A 23,935-nucleotide genomic window follows, 5' to 3' on the forward strand; every position below is an offset into this window, starting at 1 on the left:
CATAAACTGATGGCTCCTTAATTTATCGTTAAATCTCTCCGTAAAGGTAAAAACTATATAAATCTTGTAAAAGATGAGGCAGACCGAAGGCTTACCATGAACCAAGCAAAATGGGCAGCGTAAAAAAGAAAGAAGATAAATCCCACAAAAAGAAAGAGGATGCGTCAATTTCTTAGTTTTGACACACCCTCCAGGGACTGACTGAAAGACAATGTCTCCGTAGGAGGCAAATAGCGAAAACCAGTCTCATTCGCCTCCTACGGAGACGGTCTATTCCTTTCGGCTATTGCCACGGGTTTTACCCGTGGTTATCCATATTAGCCCGCTTCGCGGACTTGTACTGCAAAAAGTGACAATAGTGACACTTTTTTCATTACTTTTCTCTGTTACCTTTTTCCTCTGATTATATAAAAGAACGCTTTATATAAGACAATTTTCTACGAAAAAACAACAGGCTGTACTATAAAAAGTGACAGCCTGTTTTTTTGCCGGATTACAAATCCTGATAGTAAAAACTTCGGGGTTGCAAACGCCGAAGGACGAGAGGACTTATTCCAGTATGCAACGGACGGAAAGGCCCGTATCTCGAGTACTCCAGTATCTAGCAAAAATAATATCATGCGTAAAGTTTAGTCTGATTTCTAGTTTGTTATCAGTATGCTTGTTTGTCGTCCAATAGGATCCTGTAGTCTCAACAAGGGGAAGACCGCCATCTCTAATTCCAGCCGCAGGCAAATAAAGGCTCTCACCAATCATAAAACCACCTTCAGTAATAACCGTTGTGCCTGTCCAGATCCATTTGTTAGCTATGGCTTGTTCGGGGCTACCAGGTCCACTGCGGTAAATAGCTTCCCATTGTTCTGTAGTTGGCACTTTCCACCCGGGAGGGCAAGGGTCGCTATTGGCTTTAGGCATCACGGCATTCTGTGTGCCATCACCCCAACGGGAGTTTTCTTCACCTCCAGCCAACCAGTCCTTCTCAGCACTACTGCCTACCAATATAAACTTACCTACCACATCAGCAGGTGCTGTAGCCTGAATATTGGTAGCCAATGTAGTTGTTGTCTCGCTGGCACGTTTCTCATGTCCGTCACTTTGGCGTCCCCACTGGTACAGGTAGCCTTTGATATCGTTGTCTACATCGTCACCGTCCGACTTCCAGGTGAAGGGGTCGAGCTTCTGGTCGGCACCCAGGTTGTAGCACATAAAGGATTGCCATTGCAGCTGCGACTGGTTACCGGTGAAGGGGATCGCCATCGCCCCGCAGCAGGCGCAGTCGCTCAGGGTAATATCCAGTTTCAGGTACTTATCTGTGCCTGTGCCGTCCGCCGCATCGTTGTAGACTACATACAGGTCGGCCTTCAGGGCATAAATTGTTGTCCGCCCTTTTAGGTCATCGTTCAGCGTTGGTTTGTAGGTTACCGCCACTTTGCAGGCAGTAGAGATGTCTTTGCCACTGTAGTCGGCTTTGGGCTCCATACCTGCCACCACCTTGCCCGATGGGTCTACATAGCCGAAGCGTACATTGCTCACGGCAGCCGAGGGGGTAAAGGTGTAGACCTGCACGCCTGAGTAAGGCGTTGCGTTTCCTGTGTAAGGCGTTGTCCCTGCCTGTATGGCGGGGTCTTGCTCGGTAATCAGGCCGAAATCGGCCTTTTTGGCTGTGCGGCTGGTCAGTGGGGCGCAGTAGCCGGTGGCATCGTTGCCCTGTGCCAGGTCGAAGCATACCTTGCCGGTGAATGTGCCTTCGCCTTCGGTAGCAGGGATGGTAAAGGGTTCGCCATCGCAGGTGGAGATCCATTTGCTGCCGCTCCAAAACTCCATACAGTTGGTGGTCGTATTGTAGATAATCAGTCCTTTGGCTAGTTCTTCTTCGGCTGTGCCAACAAAGTTGGTAGTCATTTCATTGCGCTTCGCGGTAGTCATCTGAGCCATGCGCAGGCCGGCTTTCTGGTTCGAGATCAGTTCGAGCGCCGAGAAGGTTTCGGGTGCTTTGTTGCTGCCTACGGTCACCTGCGCATAGGTATTCGTGCCCATGCATAACAGGATGGTTGCAACTGTAAGTTTTAGTAATTTACTGGTTTTCATATTTTTAATTTCTTTAAGTATTGACTGTATATGATAAAATTTTATATTCTACTGTAGGGGGATTACAAATCCTGATAGTAAGAACTTCGGGGGTGCAACCCCGAAGGACGGTAACGGAAGGGGCTTATTCCAACACGCAACGGACGGAGTAAGCGTTAGCTCGGCAATTCGACTCTTTTGTTATAATAATATTTGACATTACACGGAAATTATTCGCTTGCACTCCATTAACTGTACTACTCCAGTAGTAACCATTATACGAACTAAAGATATCGCCCTGCAAACATAGACGGAAGTCTGCTCCTGGTAAATAAAGATTTTCACCAACCATACAGCCACCAATGTCGGACCAAGTCCACATATTGGCTATTGCAGCACTAATTAATCCAATAGTCACACCATCTCCACTGAAAATCGAAGCCCACTGGTGTGGAGTTGGTACTTTCCAGCCTGGAGGGCATGGATCGTTTTTGCTCTTGGGCATTATGGCATTTTGTGTACCATTACCCCAACGGGAAGTTTCCTCACCTCCATCGCGCCAATCCTTTGTATAAGAATCGGTTGTTATAAAATTACCTATCACTTCAGCAGGAGCTGTAGCTTGATTATTGGTAGCTGGTGTTGGATATGTGATTACATAACTAGTGCGTTTCTCATGCCCGTCACTTTGGCGTCCCCACTGGTACAGGTAGCCTTTGATATCGTTGTCAACATCTCTTCCGTCCGACTTCCAGGTGAAGGGGTCGAGCTTCTGGTCGGCGCCCAGGTTGTAGCACATAAAGGCTTGCCATTGTAGCTGCGACTGGTTACCGGTGAAGGGGATCGCCATCGCTCCGCAGCAGGCGCAGTCGCTCAGGGTAATGTCCAGTTTCAGGTACTTATCTGTGCCTGTGCCGTCCGCCGCATCGTTGTAGACTACATACAGGTCGGTCTTCAGGGCATAAATAGTAGTCCGCCCTTTTAGGTCATCGTTCAGCGTTGGTTTGTAGGTTACCGCCACTTTGCAGGCAGTAGAGATGTTATTGCCACTGTAGTCGGCTTTGGGCTCCATACCTGCCACCACCTTGCCCGATGGGTCTACATAGCCGAAGCGTACGTTGCTCACGGCAGCCGGGGGGGTAAAGGTGTAGACCTGCACGCCTGAGTAAGGGGTTGCGTTTCCCGTATAGGGCGTTGTCCCTGTCTGTATGGCGGGGTCTTGCTCGGTAGTCAGGCTGAAATCGGCCTTTTTGGCTGTGCGGCTGGTCAGCGGGGCGCAGTATCCGGTGGCATCGTTGCCCTGTGCAAGGTCGAAGCATACCTTGCCGGTGAATGTGCCATCGCCTTCGGTAGCAGGGATGGAGAAGGGTTCGCCCTGACAGGTGGAGATCCATTTGCTGCCGCTCCAAAACTCCATGCAGTTGGTAGTCGTATTGTAGATGGTCAGGCCTTTGGCTTCGGCGTTGGCCTTGAAGGCGGAGGTGGTGATACTGTTGCGCTGGTCGGTAGTCAGGTGAGCCATGCGCAGGCCTCTCTTTTGATTGGAGATGATCTCCATGATAGAGAATGGCTGTGGAGGCGTCCCCGCCCCGATAGTCACCTGGGCTGCCGCTCCTGCCGCGAGCAGCAACAAGGCTAGAAAGGCTGCTGCCTGCCGCCATAAGGGCTTACTACGTGCCGGCTTGTTTTGTGTCTTGGTTGTTTTCATAAAAGTAGTTTATAAGCCACCCCCTCCCGGCCTCCCCCAAAAGGGGAGGAGACAGGAGAGATGGAAAGATGAATAATACCCTCAGAAGCAGAGGTTTTGTTTATTATAATTAAATTTGATTTGTATTGACCGCTTGCAGGGACTGGGGTGGTTTGACCGCCTCGCGCTACCTCCCCTATTGGGGGAGGCAGGAGGGGGTGTATTACGGGGAGGTATTCTTTTACGACTTTCACAAGCGGTAAAAGACCGATTGAAGACAAATAAGATAACGTTGAAGACAAACAAGACAATACGGATGTTCCCTCCCCGGATGTTAGATTTTTAATTATATTTGTTATTTCTTTTNTAAAAAGGCAAATACCCATTCCCGGACATATACCGGATGGGCACGATATATGACCTTTGTGTATATAGCGATATACTATATTCCTATAGAAATGTAGTTGTGAATACATTTGTTATTTGCTTCGTTTCTACCGTCTTTATATGCCTTCTTGCCAAAAAACAAGAAGTGTCTCCTGATGGGTTTTCGAGTCTGTCTCTTTATAAGTGACAGACAGCAGAAAATGCGCCATGCAATTGACTGTATATCAGATAGCTACAAGAGTGAAAAATGAAACAAAAAAGCTTTGTGCAACATTTGTCAAACAAAAAAGTAGTGATTTGCCGCCATCGACACCGAATAATAATCTGTATATCAATAAAATACAAGCGAATTTAAAGAGAAAAATCCGACTTTCCGTTAAGCCATTTGTAAAACATTTGTAAAACACCTGTAAATAAGCACCTTACAAGGAAAAAGTTGCGAGAAAAATGAGTGTTTGCAGATACTAAAAAAATCTTAAAAAACGGGCATTTAGGCGTGATTGGATAATAATTGTGCGGAAATAAGCAATAAATTAAAGGGTGAGATGCCCTATATTTGCAGTCATAAGTTCAACAGGTTGTCTGTCACTTATAAAGAGACGGACTCTTTTTTTGCTTTAACAAGTAGCAAATGTAAGCAAAATCTTATAGGGGACAGCAATTACTCAAAATACACATCTTAGCATTAAAAGCGGACGGTAAGGACAAGTTTCTATTTTTTGTCACTTGCTGTGCATGAAGGACTACTTTTTTAACGAATTCCATAAAATTAAATCAAATCGGGGTATATTATTGCACATTTTTACTATTTTTGTGCGATAAATTATTAAAAGCTATCATCTTATTTTTATAAATAGCTAATAATCAATAAATAAAATATAGATATGAGTAACAATTTATTAAAAGGTAAAAGAGGAATTGTCTTCGGAGCTTTAAATGAAAAGTCAATTGCATGGAAAGTAGCGGAAAAAGCTGTAGAGCAAGGTGCTACAATCACACTTTCAAATACACCCATAGCCGTAAGAATGGGCGAAACTAAGGCCTTAAGCGAAAAACTAAATGCAAAAGTTATAGCTGCCGATGCAACAAGCGTGGAAGACCTTGAGCAAGTATTCGTTCAGTCAATGGAAGCGCTAGGCGGCAAAATAGACTTCGTCCTTCACTCCATCGGTATGTCGCTCAACCTCCGCAAAGGAAGAGAATATGACGACCTCGATTACGGATTTCTTGACAAAACTCTGGATATCTCAGCTATTTCTTTCCACAAGATGATGCAGGTGGCAAAAAAACTTGACGCGATAGCTGAAGGGGGCTCTGTGCTGGCGCTTACTCATATTGCTGCTCAACGTACATTCACAGGATATAACGATATGGCTGATGCGAAGGCATTGCTTGAATCATTCGGACGCAGTTTTGGTTACGTATACGGACGCGATAAGAAAGTGCGTGTGAATACAATTTCACAGTCGCCTACGCTGACTACTGCCGGACAAGGTATCGGAGGAATGGACGCATTCTTTGATTTTGCCGAAAAAATGTCGCCACTGGGTAATGCCAGCGCGGAATCGTGTGCTGACTATTGTATCGTCATGTTCTCTGACCTGACGCGCATGGTAACCATGCAAAACCTGTTCCACGATGGAGGATTCTCCAATATGGGGCTTACTCAGGCAATTGTTGAAGATTATATCGAGAAGAAGTAAGCCTCCTAAGGGGGGACTAAAGGTAAAAAAGAGCATCCTGTCGACTGGGATGCTCTTTACATTTATCTAATAACCCAAATTTCCTGTAATTTGTCCAACATATTTATCCTTCGAAGCCTCTGCACTGACGGTCGCGGTAGAAGAACAATTGGAAGGAGCATAAAGATAGCCGCCAATACCGCCTGCAAATACATTATAGCCTTTGCCAGACACACTTCCTGATGATGTGCAATTTGACATCTTAGACCCAGAATTGTATCCGGTAATAGCACCAACATATACAATTTGACTTTCCAGACTATAGGCATGCACAGCCCCTTTTACAGAACAATTACGAATATATCCACTTCCTAGTCCTATAATTCCTCCAACATATGTATTTGAAGTAATATTTGTATTGCTTCCAGTAATACTTTTACCACTAGCAATTTCGATATTCAAATTACTAACATTTACTGAACCGCTTCCAAACAAACCCACATTTTGGGCTGAAGAATTGATCCAAATTCCGGTTATTTTATATCCCTTACCATCTAAATAAAGAGAATTTGTATTATTAATAGTTATAGGTTCCCATCCGTTAACCTTACTTTGCAAGAAAGATTTCAAATCAATATTATTCATTAATATAAAATATCCAGATCCGGATTTCCTCATATTATCTAAATGCTGGGCCGTTTTTATCTGGTATGGATTTGCAGCTGAGCCCGATCCTCCGCCAAAGTAAAAGGCCTCTTGCGTTATTTTAAGTTTTGATTCTGTAGACGAATAATCTCCACTTCCTTTAACTGTTATTATCGCCTCTCTCTTTGTCTCCGTTGTGTTGGCTGAAATGCTTACTGTCAGATTTGTATTTGTATTTCCATTCCCAGACACAGGACTTATGGTACACCAATCCTTATCACTGGTGGCAGTCCAAGGAATATTTGATGCAAGGTATATATAATTAGATGAAGAAGTATTCGCTACTTCCAAGAGCTCTTTCTCTAAAGTTATTGCTGGTTTATCTCCAGCCGCTTGCTTTATCGTTATTTTTGACTCTACAGAAGCTTGATCCCCTTTTCCTTTTAAAGTTATAATAGCTTCTCTGACAGCCTTTCCCGGAAAGTTCTCCTCAATATTCAACGATAATTGAGAGGTTCCCGTATTCCCTGATGCATAGGTAATCTTACACCATTCCTGGCTGCTAGCCGCTTCCCATGTAATATTTGAACTTATTGAAAAATATTTATTATTTGAAGTATTAGGGCTATCAAAAGTACTCTCCGAAACAGTTATAAATGGCGTCTGAGAAACCTTATACGTTACATCTTCCAAGCCCTCGCTCTTTACGGTTATTGTAGCTTCTTTTCCTTCATAAGCAGCCTTATCATCCAACGTCATCTTAAATGTATTCTTTGATATCACATTTACCTTGCACCATGCAGCATCGCTGCTTACACTCCACGATACAGCCGGCGTAACAGTAAATACATTATCATCATCTTTCGTTATGGTCATTTTTGTTGCATTGCCATTAAAGGGAACCTGATACTTTACTTCTGCACCAATTATGCCCCCTGCTGTACTCACAATATAATCCATAATATACATCCTCATATAGGTTACCCGATTGCCGCTTGTATTTACATTCACAGCAACATAACCGTACCCGGGAGTAACAGCTACCTCACTAGCCCAGTTCGAGCCCGGTATACTCGTTATATTTCCTAATCCTTTCATTTCCGTCATTCTGGAAAATTCCCAGCTAGAGCCGTTAAAATTATCATCACTTCCTATGTAGACCGAGCCAGAACATTCGGGTGGTGATAGATAAGTATTACCGTTTCCAGAACTACGCATCGACAGGGCTACCGTTCCCTCCGGATCAGCAACACTTTTATCCGGGTCAATAACACCATCCTCTCCATCATCACCACCACAGCTAACAGCAAACACTAAACAAAACACAAGTAAAGTCCGCATTAAAATTGAAAATCTCTTTTTCATAATATCACATATATTGTTGCCGCAAGTCCCTAAGAAGCGATTACAAATAAAAAAGCGTGGGACTTTAACTATATTCGTATTCGAGGTCTTAGGATACCTTTGCACCAAATAAGTAAGCCCACGCCGATTTATAGACAGCGTGAGCGTCGACTACTTACTCTTGGTGCATTTGAAATTTCCTAAGTTTCGAATACAAGAATAAAAGCTAACGCTTTTCTTTAATATGTTAATTCAGTTCTTTGTTTTCTCTTATAACTTAAATATTTACGGGTTTGTTCTACAAATATATAGAATTTTCATATAAATGACTACTTTTGATTCCTATAAATATACTAGCCGATATGCTTGTAAAATTGTACGACGAAAATCCGAATCAGAAAGAGATTGACAAGATAGTATCAATCCTGCAGGACGGAGGGTTGATTATCTACCCTACCGACACGGTCTATGCCATAGGCTGCGATGCCCTTAATGTGCGGGCTGTGGAGGAAATATGTAAAATAAAGAACATTAATCCCGCAAAAAGCAACCTGTCCATCATTTGCTACGACCTGAGCAATATCAGCGAATACGCCAAGGTAGACAACGCTACATTTAAACTGATGAAAAAGAATCTGCCCGGGCCTTTTACCTTTATACTGAATACAACATCATCTTTACCCAAGATATATAAAAATAAAAAGACAGTCGGAATACGTATTCCTGATAATAATATTATCCGCGAACTCGTTTATAATTTAGGGAATCCCATAATGACTACCTCCATAAAAGACGAAGACGAAGTAATTGAATACACAACAGATCCCGAACTGATTTATGAAAAATATCAGGATACTGTAGACGTTGTGATTGATGGTGGCTACGGTGGCATCGAAGGTTCTACCGTTGTAGACTGTACAGAAGAAGAACATGAGATTATACGCCAGGGCAAAGGCGAATTAATTTTGTGAAGAACTATTAAATACATATATTTGCAAAACATGGTATTTTGTAGACAAAATTCTACATCATACCCATTATAAAAATATTTATGAAAGTAAAATTTATATTTCTATTACCAATATTCATGCTGACTCTGGCAGCTTGCAACGACAGCAGCAACGATGATGGAAAAGATCCGGAAAATCCTCCTACAGGAACAGGTGAGCTGACCGATACCGAACTCACGAATAAATGGGCATACCGAAAAATGCAAAGCCTCTATTTGTGGAATACCAAGGTACCTGCTTCTCCGGATTATACAAAAGATCCTGAAACATTTTTCTATAGTATCCTCTACAGATACGGAAATGTAAACGGCGATCGCTTTTCGTGGATAGAAGAAGATACTTCAAAAAAAACAAAGGCTCTTCTTGCCGAAGCAAATCTGGGATTCGAGTATCTGCCAAGGTCATACGCTCCTGATGATAATGCAAAATCCAGTTCCCTCGGCTTATTTGTACTTTATGTATATCCGGGCTCTGACGCCGAAGCTAAAGGACTGAAAAGAGGACAGGTAATATATCAAGTAAACAAAACAGATATAACCAGTAGCAATTATGAGACAATCCTTCAGGGTGTTACATCGTTAGACCTGTCGGTATACAACAATCAGGGTAAACAGGTAACACTGAAAACAATACAGGCGAACGAAACTAAAAAATCTCCCGTGTTTATCAGCAAGGTTATTCCCGGAACCAAAATAGGCTATCTGGCATACACCGGATTTGAAAGAGGACCTGATGAAAATGATCTGGATAACTACGAATATGATATAGAACTGATAGAAAGCATCAGCGCGCTGAACAGCCAGGGAATTACCGATTTTGTGCTTGACCTGCGTTACAATCCCGGAGGCTACCTCACATCAGCTATGGACTTGGCCAGCGCATTGGTACCCAACAGGAAAACAAGCAATATTTTTGCAAAAGAAGAATACAATACCTCTTTTCAGGATTCTATTATCAGTAAATATGGAAAAGATGCTCTGAATGAGTATTTTCTGGACAAGGTATATGGCACAAACCTAAGTATCCCCAAACTTTCCCTTTCGAAGCTGTATGTACTTACTTCCAATTACACTGCTTCTGCCAGCGAATTGATTATACATGGCTTAAAGCCGTATATGACAGTTTACCAGATTGGAGAGACTACTGTAGGTAAAGACAAAGCCTCGATGACCGTAAAATCGGATAACGAAAGAATCAAATGGCAGTTACAGCCTATCATCTCGCGATTGACCGATGCCAACGGAGAAGGTAATTATATCAACGGATTAGTCCCTGACTCGGAAGTATCCGAATGGGCGGAAGGCTACACAATGCAGTCTGGTTGGTACTACTATGACGATGATGGGAATAAGGTAGACATAGTGGTTCCGCTTTTATCAGCATGGATAGGCGGCCTTACCGAACTGGGCGACCCATCCGAGCCATTACTGGCCGAGGCCATCGCTCAGATAACAGGTACACCCCGTGCGAAAAAAACCAAATCGGTAAAATCGAGCCGCGCGGCAACTCAAGTACCTAACATCAAATATAAAGAACACTTGCAGAGAATCATTATCGATCAGGATAAATTCTCGAAACTACGTAAATCAGAAGAATCTAACAACGAATGAAAGTATTGAAATTCGGCGGCACATCCGTAGGTTCCGCCGCTAATATAGCAAATGTAAAAAAGATAATAAGCGCGGTAGAAGAACCCGTTGTAGTAGTCGTTTCAGCCTTTAAGGGAATTACAGATAAGCTGTTGCTGACCTCCAGCCTTGCAGCGGCTGGCGATTATTCCTACGAACGCGAATTCAGGGAAATTGTCGAACAGCATATTACTGTTGTCGCCAAGCTGGATATCGCAGGGGAACAACGCTACAAACTGGAAGCAGAGACAAATAAACTGCTCGAAGAACTTAGCAACATCTTCAAGGGTGTATTCCTCATCAACGACCTGTCAGCCAAAACCTCCGACAAGATCGTCAGTTATGGCGAACGCCTGTCGTCCCTTATTATAAGCTATGCCTTTTCAGACTTTCAATATCTGGATGTAACCCAGCTTGTAAAGACGGATTCTACATTCGGAAAACATATTCCCGACATGGAATTATCACACAAGCTGATTCGCAATGCTTTCGATAATTCCTCAAAAAGGGTTCTGGTTGCCGGATATATATCCACATGCAAGACCACCGGAGAAATCACAAACTTAGGGCGTGGAGGCTCGGATTATACCGCAGCCATATTCGCGTCTGCCCTCGATGCCAATATCCTGGAGATATGGTCGGATGTAGACGGCTTCATGTCTGCCGACCCTAAAGTCATTAATGGGGCGCATGTGATTGAAAACCTCACATTTACCGAAGCTACCGAACTTTGTAACTTCGGGGCTAAGATCATTTATCCGCCGACAATTTTCCCTGTATATCATAAGAATATACCTATCCGCATTAAAAATACCTTCAAACCGGAGTCGCCGGGCACCTATATCTCACACGATGGGGATATAAAGAAAGGCAAGGCAATGATAAAAGGAATTTCTTCCATATCCGACACATGCCTTATCACTGTGCTTGGGCTCGGTATGGTAGGTATCATCGGAGTAAACTACCGCATATTCAGGGCACTTGCAAATAACGGTATCAGCGTGTTTTTAGTATCGCAGGCATCATCAGAGAACAGTACATCTATCGGGGTGCGTACGGCCGACGCCGATCTGGCAGTCCATGTACTCGAAGAGGAGTTTGCGAAGGAAATCGCACTGGGAAGCATCAACCGTGTACAGTTGGAAACCGACTTAGCCACAGTCGCTATTGTCGGCGAAAACATGAAATATACACCGGGTATCGCGGGGCGCCTGTTCGAAACACTGGGCAAAAGCGGTATCAGCGTCATTGCCTGTGCGCAGGGAGCTTCCGAGGTAAATATATCCTTTGTCATCAAGAACAAGCACTTACGCAAAGCCCTGAACTCTATCCACGATTCGTTCTTCCTGTCAGATTATAAAGTGCTGAACCTTTTCATTGTAGGTATAGGCACTGTAGGCGGAAACCTCATCGAACAGATAAGACAGCAACAACCAAAACTAATGCAGCAATATGGCTTAAAACTGAACGTTGTAGGAATAGCCCGTGGAAGAAAAGCCCTTTTCTGTCGCGAAGGCATTAATCTGAACAGATACAAAGAAGAACTGGATGAAAAAGGTATCCCAAGTTCGCCCGACATCCTAAAGGACGGCATCCTGAATATGAATATATTCAATGCCGTATTTGTAGATTGCACCGCAAGCGAAGATGTAGCCCGTATATACGACGACCTTCTGTCGCACAGTATTTCAGTAGTTACCGCAAACAAAGTGGCGGCATCTTCGGCATACGATAGTTATGCGAAGCTGAAAAATACTGCCCGTGAAAGGAATATAAAATTCCTGTTCGAAACAAACGTAGGGGCAGGATTACCAATTATAAACACGATGAACTCCCTCGTTAATTCGGGAGATAAAATCGTAAAGATAGAAGCGGTACTATCGGGAACCCTGAATTTTATTTTCAATACGATCAGCGCCGATATACCTTTCAGCAAGGCAATCTATATGGCAAAGGAAAGCGGATTCTCCGAACCTGACCCACGTATCGACCTCAGCGGAATGGACGTTATAAGAAAACTGGTAATACTTACCCGTGAGGCAGGCTACCGTGTAGAGCAATCCGATGTAAGTAAGAACCTCTTTATCCCGCAAGAATACTTTGACGGTACAATAGAAGAATTCTGGGCAAACATAAGGGAACAGGACGCCATCTTTGAAGAAAGACGCGAAAAACTGGAAAACGAGCATAAGCGCCTGCGCTTCGTAGCCAAATATGAACGGGGAAACTGTGAAGTAGGATTAGAAGAGGTAGGACAAAATCATCCGTTTTACGACCTGGAGGGCAGCAACAATATCATCCAGATAACGACCGAACGGTACAATGAATATCCAATGATAATAAAGGGATATGGTGCCGGCGCAAGCGTTACGGCTGCCGGGGTATTCTCCGATATTATCAGTATAGCCAATGTGAGGTAAAGAGTCCTCTTAATCTACTTATAAATAGAAAGATGCTCAATGATAATGATGAAACTCCCTTCCCTATTGATTCGGAACTTCTGGGTAAATGTATCGATGAACTCAACCATCAGAACCGGGGTCGCGATATAATAACAATAGAATCAGTGATATACAAAACAACCCTGACCCAAAAACAAACAATAGCCGCCTGATTAGGGAACAATCAAAAAAACAAAAGAGGATGTGTTGCACTTTCAACACATCCTCTTTTTTATTTAATTGAGCAACAATCCCTTAAATTCATCGAAACTATTACCTATCTCTATACTCTGTTTCTCTCCTTTCATAAAGGCTTGTAGCTTTTCGGGTATATCTACCTTCTTGCCTATGATGGACTCTACTGTTTCCAGAAACTTGGCTGGATGCGCCGTTTCCAGAAAGATACCCGTTTCATCAGCTTCAAGTTGCTCCTTCAATACCTGATAGCCGCATGCCCCGTGAGGATCGAGCAGATAGCCTGTCCGGTCGAAGGTATTTTTTACTATCTCTCTGATTTCCTCATCGTTATACCATTCACCCAAAATATCTTTCCTTATCTCTTCTACCGATTTGCCATACAGGTCGAGTATGCGCACAAAGTTGCTCGGGTCGCCCACATCCATTGCATTGGCGATAGTCTGTACAGACGGGCGCGGGTTGTATTCCCCTGTTTGCAGGTATTCGTAGAAAATGTCGTTGCTGTTATTGGCTGCAATAAATCGCTTTACAGGCAATCCCATACGTTTGGCGATAAGTCCGGCCGTAATGTTGCCGAAGTTGCCACTAGGGACGCAAAAAACGACATTCTGAGCCTTCCCCTGCCTTACCAGCTGGGCATAAGCATAGAAATAATAAAATGCCTGTGGCAGGAACCGCGCTACATTGATAGAGTTAGCTGATGTAAGGTTCAACTTGCTGTTCAGTTCATCATCCAGAAAGGCAGTCTTGACTAGAGCCTGGCAGTCGTCGAATGTACCGTCTACTTCGATAGCCGTAATGTTCTGTCCCAATGTGGTAAACTGGCATTCCTGTATAGCGCTTACTTTTCCTTTCGGGTATAATACATACACATGGATTCCGTCAACACCCAGAAATCCGTTGGCAACGGCACTCCCAGTATCCCCGGAAGTTGCTACCAGCACCTTTACATCCTTTTGCCCCTGCTTCCGGATAAAGTATCCCAGCAGGCGTGCCATAAAGCGTCCGCCAACATCCTTGAAGGCAAGGGTAGGGCCGTGGAACAGCTCCAGGCTGTATATATTGTCGTTTACATGCACAACAGGTGTGTCAAAGTTCAGCGTATCATATACAATCTGTTTGAGCGTATCTGCTTCTATATCTTCTCCAAAGAAGGCATCGGCTACAATATACGCTATTTCCTGAAAGCTCATATTGCCGATATTATCATAGAATGATTGAGGCAATACCTTTATCTTTTCAGGCATATATAATCCCTTGTCGGGAGCCAGCCCTTTTACTACCGCTTCCTGCAGGCTTACATCCGCAGATTGTTTGTTTGTACTGTAATATTTCATATTCATTAAAACATTTGAGTCGCGAAAATAATAAAATGAAAGAGAAAAATCAACTAAAAGAACTTTTATTTAATGAATTAACCTATATTATATCAAATAGTTGCCGTCATCCCTTCTGTTTTGTAAATAGTCAAGTGGATGGGGCTTGAACCCATATCCTCCGATTTTGCTATCGGCGCTCTTCCATTTAAGCTACCACTTGAGAGAGTTCCTTTTCAGTAAACAGTAAAGTGACAATTGAATTGAAAATCGACGGAACGAAGCGTAGTCAAATGTTACTTATAAGATAAATTTAATCCATAAAAATAAGGATTATTTTCTGTTATTTGAAAATATAAATAATTTATTGATGATATATTCTTATGGCTATCAGTGATTCTTATGAGCCCCTTTATTATACAGAAAATAGTCTGCCTGTATATCTTTACTTTTCAGATATTCTTTATCTTTGTGGTAGTCTGAGAATATTTAATTGACTATCAGCAACTTTTGAAGAATCTCGCATGAAACGGGCAGTAGATAAGTAAGTATAAAGTGCTTAGATACACTTAGTTTTTCATGCTTTCAAATAACTCTGTTATCTGTTTACAAAGATAGAATTTCCATACTAATTAGCAAAGGATTGAAATGGTTTCTTTCGACTATAATAAACACAAAAGGTTTCCCGAGTTGGAAAACCTTTTGTGTTTTGGGACTTTACGGGAAAATTATTATTTTACTCTTTTCTGGGAATAACATATTGTTCCGTCCGGTGAAAGAAAAAAATCGAATGTTTCTGTTGCCCTCTTATTTGCTATTGCTTCGTCAATAGTGTAAGTACAGCGAACGACAATCACCAAAATATCGTTTGCATCCCTATTCTCATACTTTGCAAGCCCTTCTGGAATACTTTTTCTAAGCGCATCAATCTGTTTGTTAGTTTTGTCGATACTGGACTGATAAGAGTCTATCATCACTTGCGATGGTCTGCTGGCAGCCTTTGCCTTTTCGATGTTTGCATTAAATACGCTGATTGTTTTATCAAGTGATGCCAGTTGTTTATCCTTTTCAGCATTAAAACTATCGGTAATAATTTTGATACTGTCGGCAATGCTTACCTGCCTGATTTCTTCCAGTTTGTCAGCCTTAAAATTAAGGTCGATTTTTACACCTTTGTCTGTTTGCACAACATCGGCAATCAGCTTTTCATATTTGCTTGTAGTACCTCCACAGGAGAGTAACAGTGCGAACAATGGCAACAATAATACTCTTTTCATATACCTTGATGTTTAATTTGTATTTTGTTTTTCAGAAAATCCATACATATCATTTGCTCTCAGTTTTAGGCGGTTTTTGCGGTCTGCCTCCTCGTCTGTTTCTGGGGATTTCAGAAGCAATAGCATCTTTTAACTCAAATATCGCCACGTTGGACTGTTCGTTGTATTTAGGCACAATCCTAAAGCGTAGCGTTTTATCCCAGTCAACCACAGGCCAGATTTCGCGTATAAGCGTAGAGCAACCTATTTGCAATGAGCCGTATTTAGCGTATGTTGCCCCGATTACCGGAAAACCGTCCGGATCATCAATACTCGTAGGTTCAATTATAATTGAACGCTTACCGGCATTCCACAAAAAACGTATTCCGCTTGGTTTACCGATTAGGCGAAATACAGCATTAGAAATGAAAATTCTACCTTTTTCCCATTGTATATCAATATACGGGCAGTCTTTACCGTATGTCAGCTCAGAATCAGGTATGCTTCTATAATCTTCCATTAATTTGCCTCCTCATTTTTATTTTCGTTTGAATCGACTTTATCTTCCGCTTGCTTCTTAGACGGCATTTGCGGAAGTGTAATTTTCACAAACCCTTCAGGTACATCCTCAAAAGTCTTTACTATCTCAACTTTACTTTCCTCGTAGGTTTGTCCGTAGTTCCCCTGCCAATGCTGCGGTAGGAACGGAACACGTTCGCGACGTTTCGGATTATCAGGGCTGGGTGCCGAAACACTCAGGTAAGCTTCTGCATTGATGAGGTCAAATACGAATATCTTCTCTCCTTTACAGGTAAGCAATGTGCCTAACACTTTGATAGTCGTATTAATGTTCCATTTCATATCATCAAAAAGCTGTGCGGTAAAAACCTTGCCGGTAATCTTCCTTGTCCCTACCTTACCTTTCTTATCTATCTTACTCCATTGCACTGAATCTTTCTCGTCCTCCATGCAAGGTTTAGCAATCATCAGCTTCTTTTTAGAGTTTATCAGGATTTGAATAAATCGGCACTCATCGAGTTTTCGGATTGCGCGAGCATTGAAATTAACTGAACCATATTTCAAAGTAACAGCCGGGCAATTTGCTTTCGAGAACAATTCCCGTCGAACGACCTCGTAACCGTCATAATCAAACCGATCAACTTCTCGTTCGATATAGGAAATCTTACCGTCCAATACGGGTTTAGTGTAAGTTTCTTGCGACCGATTTTCTGCGCTTTCGTTATTACTCGCAACATTGTCGTTATCAGGGTTAAAAAGGTTTTTCTGCATATCATTCATGGTGTTATATTCTTCAATAAATCAAACTCTGCCAAACTTTTCTGGCAAAATTCCGTAAGTTCGACTATCTGCCCTGCAAGCGAATCAGTCGGTCTACTCTCGTGCAATGCCTGCCAAAGACCATCAATATCAATCTTGTGTAAACCGCAGGCGGCAATGTTTTCATAATAGCCATTGCCATAGCGTCCAACATATTTATCGGGCAATATGTATGTGTCTTTTTTAGAGGGTATTATTTCTGCGTTTTGCAAATCGAAAAGCATAATGTACTCACCGTTTTTCGTTCTCCGTGTACCATATATGCGGTATCGGTATTCAGGCGCAAGTCTTGCGGATTCTAAGGCGATGGGAGCAAAATGTGAGAGATGGACAGGTTTCGCAATTGATACTTCATTGATATATTCAGCAGGAACTTCGCTGATAGTAGTTCGAAGTGCCAGAATCGCTTGCGACGGATGAAACAAAATTTCCGCTTTATCCGTTCCGAGTGCTTTTCGGCAAGCTGAATTGAAGATAATCTTATTGCCTTTTATCGAGCAAGACGGTTTTGTTCGGTCATCAAAGGAAATAGTCGAAACTATATCGTAAGTTCTTAAATCGAATATGCTTGCTTTATCGGCAAGGATGCTGATTTCTTTAGATTCGTCTTCTTCATATACAGAATATGATACTTCCGAATAATCGTCCAACAAATAGCCTCGCACATTTTTACTGACAACCACAAAACCTTTTAACGCGCCTTCTGCAACAGCTTTAAGTAAAGGTATTCCTTTAGAGTTGCCATTTCTGTTTTTTATTATTCGGAGTGCAATATCGTATGCCAACGGCGGAACGATTGCTTCGTGATGCCCTGTGGCATAATACTGGTCTTTTTCTCCCTCGTTCTTTTTGGATTTATGTGTTTTGTAGTTTATCGTTACCGTCTTTCTGGCTCTCAAATCTCCTGCATTTTTTTCATTAGACAATAAGGCAATGACACCATTTGCTTTCCAGCGCACATTGCCCAGTTTGCTTTTAAGACCAAGCATATTCAATGTTTGTGCTATTTCGCCAAATGAATACCCCAGAACGGTCATTGCATAGCAAAGTCTTACGGTTTTGGCTTCTTCTTTGTTTATAATAAGTGGATTTTCACGCCCCTTTTCTTTGTCAAATCCGAGAATGGGGAAAGCATAATACTTTCCTTGCGCAAAAAGGTTATCTACCGCCCACGTGACGGCTTCGCTTTTAGCGCGTGATTCTTCTTGAGCAAACAAGCCAAGAAGTGTAATGATCGTCTCGCCGGATGTTCCAAAAGTGGACATCCTATCTGTCTCGAAATAAATTTCAACCGGTGGATTAAGAGCATTCAACATATTCACATAGTACAATAAATCGCCGGTGTTTCTTGCAAACCGTGAAATGCTCTTTGTCAGGATAATGTCTATTTTCCCGGCTTGGCAATCCTCCATCATTTTTAGAAACCCTTTCCTTTTTTCTACGCTGGTAGCGGTAATCCCATCGTCCTCATATATCCCTGCAAACTCATAATCCGGTTTGTTTTGGATATACGTTTCGTAGTATTCTTTTTGCAGAATAAGCGAGGTCTCTTGACCAGCAGAATCGGTAGAAACACGCACATAGGCAGCCGCACGCATCTTCTGTCCGCGTGCCAGCCTCCGTGCTTCGGCAGGAACTGCGGGATAAATCGTCACATTTCCCTTTTGCTCTGGAGTTCCGAATGATGCTTTTTTAGTTGTTAGGTTATTACTCATAGGCTGTCTTTATCCTTATCCTTATCTTTTTTCTTTCCGCCCGGCTTAAAGTTCTCCATCCGTTTGCGTATTTCTTCTCGCAGACGGTCAAGGAATGGTGTGGGCTGATTGCGGATACGCATATCATAAAAATTCCGGGCGATATTGTTGCCGAGGTCTATATTGAATATACTTTCGAAATAAGCGGCAATTTGTATTAGTGGCACTTTCCCATTGTTGAAACAGCCTTCGGTATCTAATGCGTAGATTAGTTCGATAAGGTCGGTTTTGCTTCCCGTCCAGCTAAGTTTTACTTTTGGAAAAGAAGTATTGCTGGGTTTCTGCATATAGTTATCCAACGATTCCAGTTCCGAAAGAAGATATGCCTGCAACATGTCGTTTGCAATAATCTTAGCAGCTTTAAAATCTGCGTTAGTAGAAAACTGCGGATCACGCTCGTAATAAAACGTTTCGAGATATTGCTCCGTATCCGGTTTCCCGCGAACAAAATAAGCAGCATCGAGATGAGTTGCTCCAGAACGGTAATATCGATAAAAGTCTAATATCTTGTCATTGAAATCCTGAATTACATCTAATTTCTTTTTCAGGTATTCTTTTTGTGCTTCCACACTGGCAACAGGGCGGTGCATTTCTGTATTATAAACTTTCCGATAATAGATAAGGTGACAGAATATCTTAGGTTTTACCTCTTTGAAAAATAATATTTCTTCAGCTTCGTCTTCAAATCGGTATGCAATAATAAATTCTTTTAACAGGTCAAAAGCATTACCAAGGACGTGTGAGGCATCAAGCGATTTTTTCAGGATATTTTTATCCTCGGCTTCAATCTGCTCAATTTTCCGCCTAATATCTTTTTGGAGTTTTTCGACAAAATCTATCATGGCATAAATATTTTAAGTTATTAGTCTCTTTTCTATACTACAATAAAACATGTTATTCAATCTTAATATGTGATCTATATCTCTTTATGAAACAAGAATAAGGTACTTTGTTCCAAATGTCTGTTATTTAGCCACAAAGCTAACTAAAAACAGAAAAGAGGAGGGCTACACTAAAGTGTGGTTTTTACGTTATGAGATGAAAAAACGCTATATGAAGACAACTTTTTTTGAGCTATACATGGTATATTTGCAAAATATTTCGATTGTATAATCACGAATAACGATATTTTAAATAGATACAGGAAGAAGAGTTAAATTGTATGAGAAGATTATGCCTTTTAGTTACAGTCTTTTTGACATTCAATAATTACATCATGGCGCAGGATAGTGAAAATAATAACATTAAGTACTTTCTAAATGAGGGACGTAAAATAAGCTATCGTGATAGTGGGTACGGTAGTGCGACCATTGTTTTAGTTTCCGGAGGAACACTTGGTCTCGAAACATGGAAAGATTTTCAGGAACTTTTGTCAAAATACGCCAGAGTGATTTCTTATGACCGAAGCGGGCTTGGGAATTCAGATTATGTTCCTAACAGTAAGTCTATCAACTATCTGACAGCGGAGCTTGATGCGGTAATAAATAATCTCGACATTGATACTCCTGTTATTTTAGTAGGACATTCCATCGGGGGCTATATTGTTAGGAAATATGCGGAATTATATGCAAATAAAGTGAAGTCACTTTTTTTGATCGACACCTATCATGATTTGTTTTTTAAAGAGCTTAAAAGTTCACTAAAAGAGGAAGCTTGGAATGATTATGTGGGTAATATCATAAACGCGAGAGATAATACACCTGTCGGTATTTCCGATGAATTTGATTTCCAGTTGAAGTTATTGGAATCTGATGATAAATATTCCATACCCTTGAACATCCCAGTATTTTTATTTACATCTATTAAAGAAACACCGATTGAAGAAAAGTTTGTAGAATTCAACAAAATGGCTTTTAAGGTTCATCTCGAACTAAATAACCAGTTAGCAGAAAAATACGGGAATCTTCGCCATATAGTTACCAATAAAAGTTCCCACTTTATCTATTTAGATGAGCCTGAACTGATCATCAATGAGATGTTAAATCTGATTGACAACAATTTTCAGAAATAATGCTATTAATTTAAGAATAACATGACATTTGAGGAATTACGTAAGGAGTTTATAATCAAGGATTCGGACATAAAACCAGAGCTTCTTGATGATTACATGAAAGTTTTCGATTCGTTTTCAAGAACTACACAGTTAAGCTTCTACGTTATAGATGCCCATAAAAAAAGGTTTATCTACGTTTCTGACAATCCTTTGTTTTTGAGTGGCTATACACGGCAAGAGGTGCTGGATATGGGTTATGATTTTGGCAAGAAGGTGGTTTCCGAGGAAGATCAAAAGCGAGTGTCCTTATTTAATTGGCAAGTCTTCAATATTTTTCACAGCTACCCGGTGGAGACCAGATTAAAGATGTCATTTAGTTTTGATTATAGTTTGATACAACCCGACAAACGTAGTATCTTGATAAATCATAAAATGACACCCATATGCCTGTCCGATTCCGGTCAACTTTGGTTAGCCTTATGCGTAGTAACGTTATCGACTAAAACTGCTCCCGGAGCAATAACAATTATGTTAGACGGGGAACCTTTAGACTTTAATTTTTATTCCGGAACATATAAAATGATAAAAAAGGAAGTGGTGTCATTGTCAAGAAGAGAAAAAGAAGTATTGCAACTTTCCGCCCAAGGAAATAGTAACGAGCAGATAGCTGCAAAACTATTTATTGACATTAATACGGTTAAATTTCATAAGCGAAATATTTTTTCAAAATTAGACGTAAAAAATATTACCGAGGCTATAACATTTGCACAAAACAATGGCACTCTATGATATATTTCTTCCTCAGAGTTTGGTGGAGTGTTTTACAGAAGTAAAATAACGGGATATTTCATTCTATTTTAAACGATTACTCGTATACAGCAAAAGCATTATATACCCAATTGGGTGTTTTTGATTTTACAATATCCAAAAGCGGATTACAGCCAGCTTTACCCACTTTTGAATTTTCTACCGAAAAAAGAACAAATGTACTAATAACGTAATATGTTATATAACTGCTGATTATAAGAAAACCAAGAAAGAGAATACCCAATCTCCTACTACAATATCGTGTAAATAAATATCTTTCCATAGTGCAGTAAAACCCCTATAATCAGCACAAAAGAAAATAATCCGAAAATAGTGTACTAAACTTGTGAATACACGTAATTTATCCTGCCGACCTTTGCCATGTATCAATAAAACAAAGGATTATGGGAATAGTAATTATGAAATCGGGCGATTTTCAGGCACTCATGGACAGGATAGAGGCCATTGAGAAATATATCTATCAAGTAGAGCCAAAGCAACCTCCTTTACAGGAAATCTGGCTGGATAATGAGGTCGTTTGCTCTTACCTGAAAATCAGTAAGCGTACCCTTCAACGCTATCGCAGTAATGGGGTGATTACCTATTCGCTAATAGGTAAAAAAACGTATTATACCATTTCGGAGATAAAGCGATTACTGGAAGAAAAACGCATCCAACGCAATGTGGGTTCGTTAGATGAATTGGCCGCCAAAGGATTGATGACTTTACCAAAAGACTAACCATGTATATAGATAAGGAACATTTCGACGGTTGGATGCGGCGTATTATGGAGCGTTTTGACAAGCTCGAAAAGATGCAATCACCCGCAACTGTGCAAAGCAGGACACTTCTTCCCGATGGCGATATGCTGTTGGATAACTTCGACCTCTGCCAGATGCTAAACGTCAGCAAGCGCACGTTACAACGCTACCGTTCTTCCGGCGAGTTACCCTTTCAGATGATATACCACAAAACCTATTATAAGGAATCCGATGTTATACGATTTATTGAAAAACATTTCAGCAGTTTTAGGAACATGAATAAGAAAAACGGTTAATTTCTTCGTGTTTTAATATAGTTCATAATTGGAAAGAGCCGCCCGTCGTGATGACGAAGCGGCTCTTAATCTTATAGCTTAATTCCTTTGGATACAGGGTTCTCAACTTTGGGCGGACTGCTGCTTACCGTTCCAATAATAACACGCCCTCCGGAGTTGTCTGCTATTTCCCTAAGCCGTGCAGGAATGAAAGGCTGCCCGTTACCCTGCGTAGGTTGGTGATTATCTTCCAGGAATTGCTTTTTATCGACTGCAACCTCATTTACAGGCTGCCCTTCGCTTTCTTCTATCGGTTTGAGGGAAAGCTGTATCTTCCGGTCTAACTCCTTAAATTCCTCCCGTAAAGAAGCCAATTCCGGTTCTTTGCGCCATGTGCCTTCAACCACTTCTTTGAGTGTTGGAATATCTTTCGACAGTTTTTCATTCTCCTTTTGGAATTTTTCAAGCGTTGGTTCAATGGTTCCGAGTGCATTGATAAAATTCTGTGCTGCCAAACGTGGATCAGAGGCAAGATTACCGTAGTTGTACTGATATAGGTAATCGCCCTCGCCCCGAACATAGAAACGGTTCTGCACCATATCAAAACCTTCTTTCTGTGTGGTTTCACTTTTAACAAGCAGGTCGAAACCATACAAGCTGCCAATCTTATCAAACTCATTTCCGGTGCGGGCAGTGTCGGCAATATGATTCAGGTGTTTGCCGATAAACTTAATATCGCCGCCCTGAACGCCATCCAGTTGGATAGGATTTTTATACGAACCGTCCTCATTTAATTGTACCCGGCTTTTGAAGTTCTCCAAGTCTTTACCGATGCGTTCAACCAAACCGCTGTTCTTCTCCATTTTCTGCAAAATATCATCCAACTTGTAACGGCTGGATGATTTACCCCTCACAAATGCCTGCCGTTCGCTTTCCAATGTGGTGATTTTCTTTTCCAGACGAGCTTTCTCCAGCAATTCCGTATTGCCGGAAAGAATAGCGACATATTCGGAAAAGTTCATACCTGTTTTCTCATCCATTGCACCCTCGTCAATGGTACGTGCGCCCATATTGTTGGTCTTTAACTGCCGGATGAAAAGTTGCTTGTTATGGAGCAATCCGAATTTATAAGCATCCAGTGACTTTTCAACCGCATAGAGAACAACATCGACCTTATTATCGGCGTAATATTTAGCAACTTCATTGCCTGTACGAATGCCTCGTCCGTCGCGTTGCTCCAGGTCAGAGGGCCGATCGGGTAGGTCAGCTCCCTTACAGGAGCTTTCCCCCCTAAGAACCGTACGTGAGCGTTTCCACTCATACGGCTCAAGCAATTCTAAGTTTCT

The 23,935-nt window shown here is 41.6% G+C and carries 18 protein-coding genes, 1 tRNA gene and 1 pseudogene; 9 read left to right on the plus strand and 11 right to left on the minus strand.

Annotated features, from left to right (window positions below; all coding sequences use genetic code 11):
- Positions 1-549: 549 nt before the first annotated feature.
- Both D0T84_RS17575 and D0T84_RS17580 read right to left on the minus strand, forming a co-directional pair.
- A complete protein-coding gene (locus D0T84_RS17575) occupies positions 550-2,088 on the minus strand; it encodes an FISUMP domain-containing protein (protein WP_163309168.1) in 1,539 nt (512 codons plus the stop codon).
- A 124-nt stretch (positions 2,089-2,212) separates the two neighbouring features.
- Positions 2,213-3,775 (minus strand): FISUMP domain-containing protein, encoded by a 1,563-nt coding sequence (locus D0T84_RS17580; protein ID WP_163309169.1) that lies wholly within the window; start codon positions 3,773-3,775, stop codon positions 2,213-2,215.
- Positions 3,776-5,025: 1,250 nt separating this feature from the next.
- On the opposite strand from D0T84_RS17580, the gene D0T84_RS17585 reads away from it, so the two are divergent.
- On the plus strand, positions 5,026-5,844 hold the full coding sequence (locus tag D0T84_RS17585; protein ID WP_163309170.1) for an enoyl-ACP reductase: 819 nt from the start codon (positions 5,026-5,028) through the stop codon (positions 5,842-5,844).
- A gap of 66 nt (positions 5,845-5,910) precedes the next feature.
- Here D0T84_RS17585 and D0T84_RS17590 read toward each other — a convergent pair whose 3' ends face one another.
- Positions 5,911-7,833 carry a DUF5036 family protein gene (locus D0T84_RS17590; RefSeq protein ID WP_163309171.1) on the minus strand — a complete coding sequence of 641 codons (1,923 nt, stop codon included), beginning with the start codon at positions 7,831-7,833 and terminating at the stop codon, positions 5,911-5,913.
- A 341-nt stretch (positions 7,834-8,174) separates the two neighbouring features.
- On the opposite strand from D0T84_RS17590, the gene D0T84_RS17595 reads away from it, so the two are divergent.
- The 4 genes from D0T84_RS17595 to D0T84_RS17610 all read left to right on the plus strand — a co-directional run bounded on the left by D0T84_RS17595 (position 8,175) and on the right by D0T84_RS17610 (position 13,064).
- Positions 8,175-8,783 carry an L-threonylcarbamoyladenylate synthase gene (locus tag D0T84_RS17595; protein ID WP_163309172.1) on the plus strand — a complete coding sequence of 203 codons (609 nt, stop codon included), beginning with the start codon at positions 8,175-8,177 and terminating at the stop codon, positions 8,781-8,783.
- 80 nt (positions 8,784-8,863) lie between these two features.
- Positions 8,864-10,432, plus strand: a complete 1,569-nt coding sequence (locus D0T84_RS17600) for a S41 family peptidase (RefSeq protein ID WP_163309173.1) — start codon at positions 8,864-8,866, stop codon at positions 10,430-10,432.
- Positions 10,429-12,870: a bifunctional aspartate kinase/homoserine dehydrogenase I gene (gene thrA, locus D0T84_RS17605; RefSeq protein ID WP_163309174.1), complete on the plus strand. Its 2,442-nt coding sequence runs from the start codon at positions 10,429-10,431 to the stop codon at positions 12,868-12,870. The genes D0T84_RS17600 and thrA overlap by 4 nt, the downstream gene beginning before the upstream one ends.
- Before the next feature lie 32 nt (positions 12,871-12,902).
- The gene (locus D0T84_RS17610) at positions 12,903-13,064 is read left to right on the plus strand and encodes a hypothetical protein (RefSeq protein ID WP_163309175.1); all 162 of its coding nucleotides are present in this window, start codon (positions 12,903-12,905) and stop codon (positions 13,062-13,064) included.
- A gap of 63 nt (positions 13,065-13,127) precedes the next feature.
- Here the strand turns inward: D0T84_RS17610 and thrC are convergent, their stop codons facing one another.
- The 7 genes from thrC to D0T84_RS17645 all read right to left on the minus strand — a co-directional run bounded on the left by thrC (position 13,128) and on the right by D0T84_RS17645 (position 19,595).
- Positions 13,128-14,426, minus strand: a complete 1,299-nt coding sequence (gene thrC / locus D0T84_RS17615) for a threonine synthase (protein ID WP_163309176.1) — start codon at positions 14,424-14,426, stop codon at positions 13,128-13,130.
- Positions 14,427-14,556: 130 nt separating this feature from the next.
- Positions 14,557-14,628: transfer RNA gene (locus D0T84_RS17620), tRNA-Cys, on the minus strand.
- Positions 14,629-15,136: 508 nt separating this feature from the next.
- Positions 15,137-15,682: a hypothetical protein gene (locus D0T84_RS17625; RefSeq protein ID WP_163309177.1), complete on the minus strand. Its 546-nt coding sequence runs from the start codon at positions 15,680-15,682 to the stop codon at positions 15,137-15,139.
- A gap of 49 nt (positions 15,683-15,731) precedes the next feature.
- On the minus strand, positions 15,732-16,181 hold the full coding sequence (locus D0T84_RS17630; protein ID WP_163309178.1) for a hypothetical protein: 450 nt from the start codon (positions 16,179-16,181) through the stop codon (positions 15,732-15,734).
- The gene (locus D0T84_RS17635; RefSeq protein WP_163309179.1) at positions 16,181-16,951 is read right to left on the minus strand and encodes a hypothetical protein; all 771 of its coding nucleotides are present in this window, start codon (positions 16,949-16,951) and stop codon (positions 16,181-16,183) included. Before D0T84_RS17635 ends, D0T84_RS17630 begins: the two co-directional genes overlap by 1 nt.
- A gap of 5 nt (positions 16,952-16,956) precedes the next feature.
- Positions 16,957-18,714, minus strand: coding sequence for a recombinase family protein (locus D0T84_RS17640; RefSeq protein ID WP_163309180.1), 1,758 nt, complete (start codon positions 18,712-18,714; stop codon positions 16,957-16,959).
- Complete coding sequence (locus tag D0T84_RS17645; RefSeq protein ID WP_163309181.1) at positions 18,711-19,595, minus strand: RteC domain-containing protein; 885 nt, start codon at positions 19,593-19,595, stop codon at positions 18,711-18,713. The genes D0T84_RS17640 and D0T84_RS17645 overlap by 4 nt, the downstream gene beginning before the upstream one ends.
- 374 nt (positions 19,596-19,969) lie before the next feature.
- Here D0T84_RS17645 and D0T84_RS17650 point away from each other — a divergent pair, with 374 nt between their 5' ends.
- The 4 genes from D0T84_RS17650 (at position 19,970) to D0T84_RS17665 (ending at position 22,610) form a co-directional block, all read left to right on the plus strand.
- Positions 19,970-20,764, plus strand: coding sequence for an alpha/beta fold hydrolase (locus D0T84_RS17650; RefSeq protein WP_163309182.1), 795 nt, complete (start codon positions 19,970-19,972; stop codon positions 20,762-20,764).
- Between the two features lie 21 nt (positions 20,765-20,785).
- The gene (locus D0T84_RS23070; protein ID WP_255495454.1) at positions 20,786-21,535 is read left to right on the plus strand and encodes a response regulator transcription factor; all 750 of its coding nucleotides are present in this window, start codon (positions 20,786-20,788) and stop codon (positions 21,533-21,535) included.
- 422 nt (positions 21,536-21,957) lie between these two features.
- Positions 21,958-22,293, plus strand: a complete 336-nt coding sequence (locus tag D0T84_RS17660) for a helix-turn-helix domain-containing protein (RefSeq protein WP_163309183.1) — start codon at positions 21,958-21,960, stop codon at positions 22,291-22,293.
- 2 nt (positions 22,294-22,295) lie between these two features.
- Positions 22,296-22,610, plus strand: coding sequence for a helix-turn-helix domain-containing protein (locus tag D0T84_RS17665; RefSeq protein WP_163309184.1), 315 nt, complete (start codon positions 22,296-22,298; stop codon positions 22,608-22,610).
- A 71-nt stretch (positions 22,611-22,681) separates the two neighbouring features.
- On the opposite strand, the pseudogene D0T84_RS17670 reads toward D0T84_RS17665, so the two are convergent.
- Positions 22,682-23,935, minus strand: a pseudogene (locus tag D0T84_RS17670) (DNA methylase); the annotation flags it as partial.

This window comes from Dysgonomonas sp. 521 (assembly GCF_010501055.1).
Classification (GTDB): Bacteria; Bacteroidota; Bacteroidia; order Bacteroidales; family Dysgonomonadaceae; genus Dysgonomonas.

Coding starts and splice junctions, on each gene's coding strand:
- D0T84_RS17660 (WP_163309183.1), top strand. CDS start 21,958: ATGGGAATAGTAATTATGAAATCGGGCGATTTTCAGGCACTCATGGAC.
- D0T84_RS17625 (WP_163309177.1), bottom strand. CDS start 15,682: ATGAAAAGAGTATTATTGTTGCCATTGTTCGCACTGTTACTCTCCTGT.
- D0T84_RS17640 (WP_163309180.1), bottom strand. CDS start 18,714: ATGAGTAATAACCTAACAACTAAAAAAGCATCATTCGGAACTCCAGAG.
- D0T84_RS17630 (WP_163309178.1), bottom strand. CDS start 16,181: ATGGAAGATTATAGAAGCATACCTGATTCTGAGCTGACATACGGTAAA.
- D0T84_RS17650 (WP_163309182.1), top strand. CDS start 19,970: ATGGCGCAGGATAGTGAAAATAATAACATTAAGTACTTTCTAAATGAG.
- D0T84_RS17600 (WP_163309173.1), top strand. CDS start 8,864: ATGAAAGTAAAATTTATATTTCTATTACCAATATTCATGCTGACTCTG.
- D0T84_RS17645 (WP_163309181.1), bottom strand. CDS start 19,595: ATGATAGATTTTGTCGAAAAACTCCAAAAAGATATTAGGCGGAAAATT.
- thrC (WP_163309176.1), bottom strand. CDS start 14,426: ATGAAATATTACAGTACAAACAAACAATCTGCGGATGTAAGCCTGCAG.
- D0T84_RS17595 (WP_163309172.1), top strand. CDS start 8,175: ATGCTTGTAAAATTGTACGACGAAAATCCGAATCAGAAAGAGATTGAC.
- D0T84_RS17575 (WP_163309168.1), bottom strand. CDS start 2,088: ATGAAAACCAGTAAATTACTAAAACTTACAGTTGCAACCATCCTGTTA.
- D0T84_RS17590 (WP_163309171.1), bottom strand. CDS start 7,833: ATGAAAAAGAGATTTTCAATTTTAATGCGGACTTTACTTGTGTTTTGT.
- D0T84_RS17585 (WP_163309170.1), top strand. CDS start 5,026: ATGAGTAACAATTTATTAAAAGGTAAAAGAGGAATTGTCTTCGGAGCT.
- D0T84_RS17610 (WP_163309175.1), top strand. CDS start 12,903: ATGCTCAATGATAATGATGAAACTCCCTTCCCTATTGATTCGGAACTT.
- D0T84_RS17665 (WP_163309184.1), top strand. CDS start 22,296: ATGTATATAGATAAGGAACATTTCGACGGTTGGATGCGGCGTATTATG.
- D0T84_RS23070 (WP_255495454.1), top strand. CDS start 20,786: ATGACATTTGAGGAATTACGTAAGGAGTTTATAATCAAGGATTCGGAC.
- thrA (WP_163309174.1), top strand. CDS start 10,429: ATGAAAGTATTGAAATTCGGCGGCACATCCGTAGGTTCCGCCGCTAAT.
- D0T84_RS17580 (WP_163309169.1), bottom strand. CDS start 3,775: ATGAAAACAACCAAGACACAAAACAAGCCGGCACGTAGTAAGCCCTTA.
- D0T84_RS17635 (WP_163309179.1), bottom strand. CDS start 16,951: ATGCAGAAAAACCTTTTTAACCCTGATAACGACAATGTTGCGAGTAAT.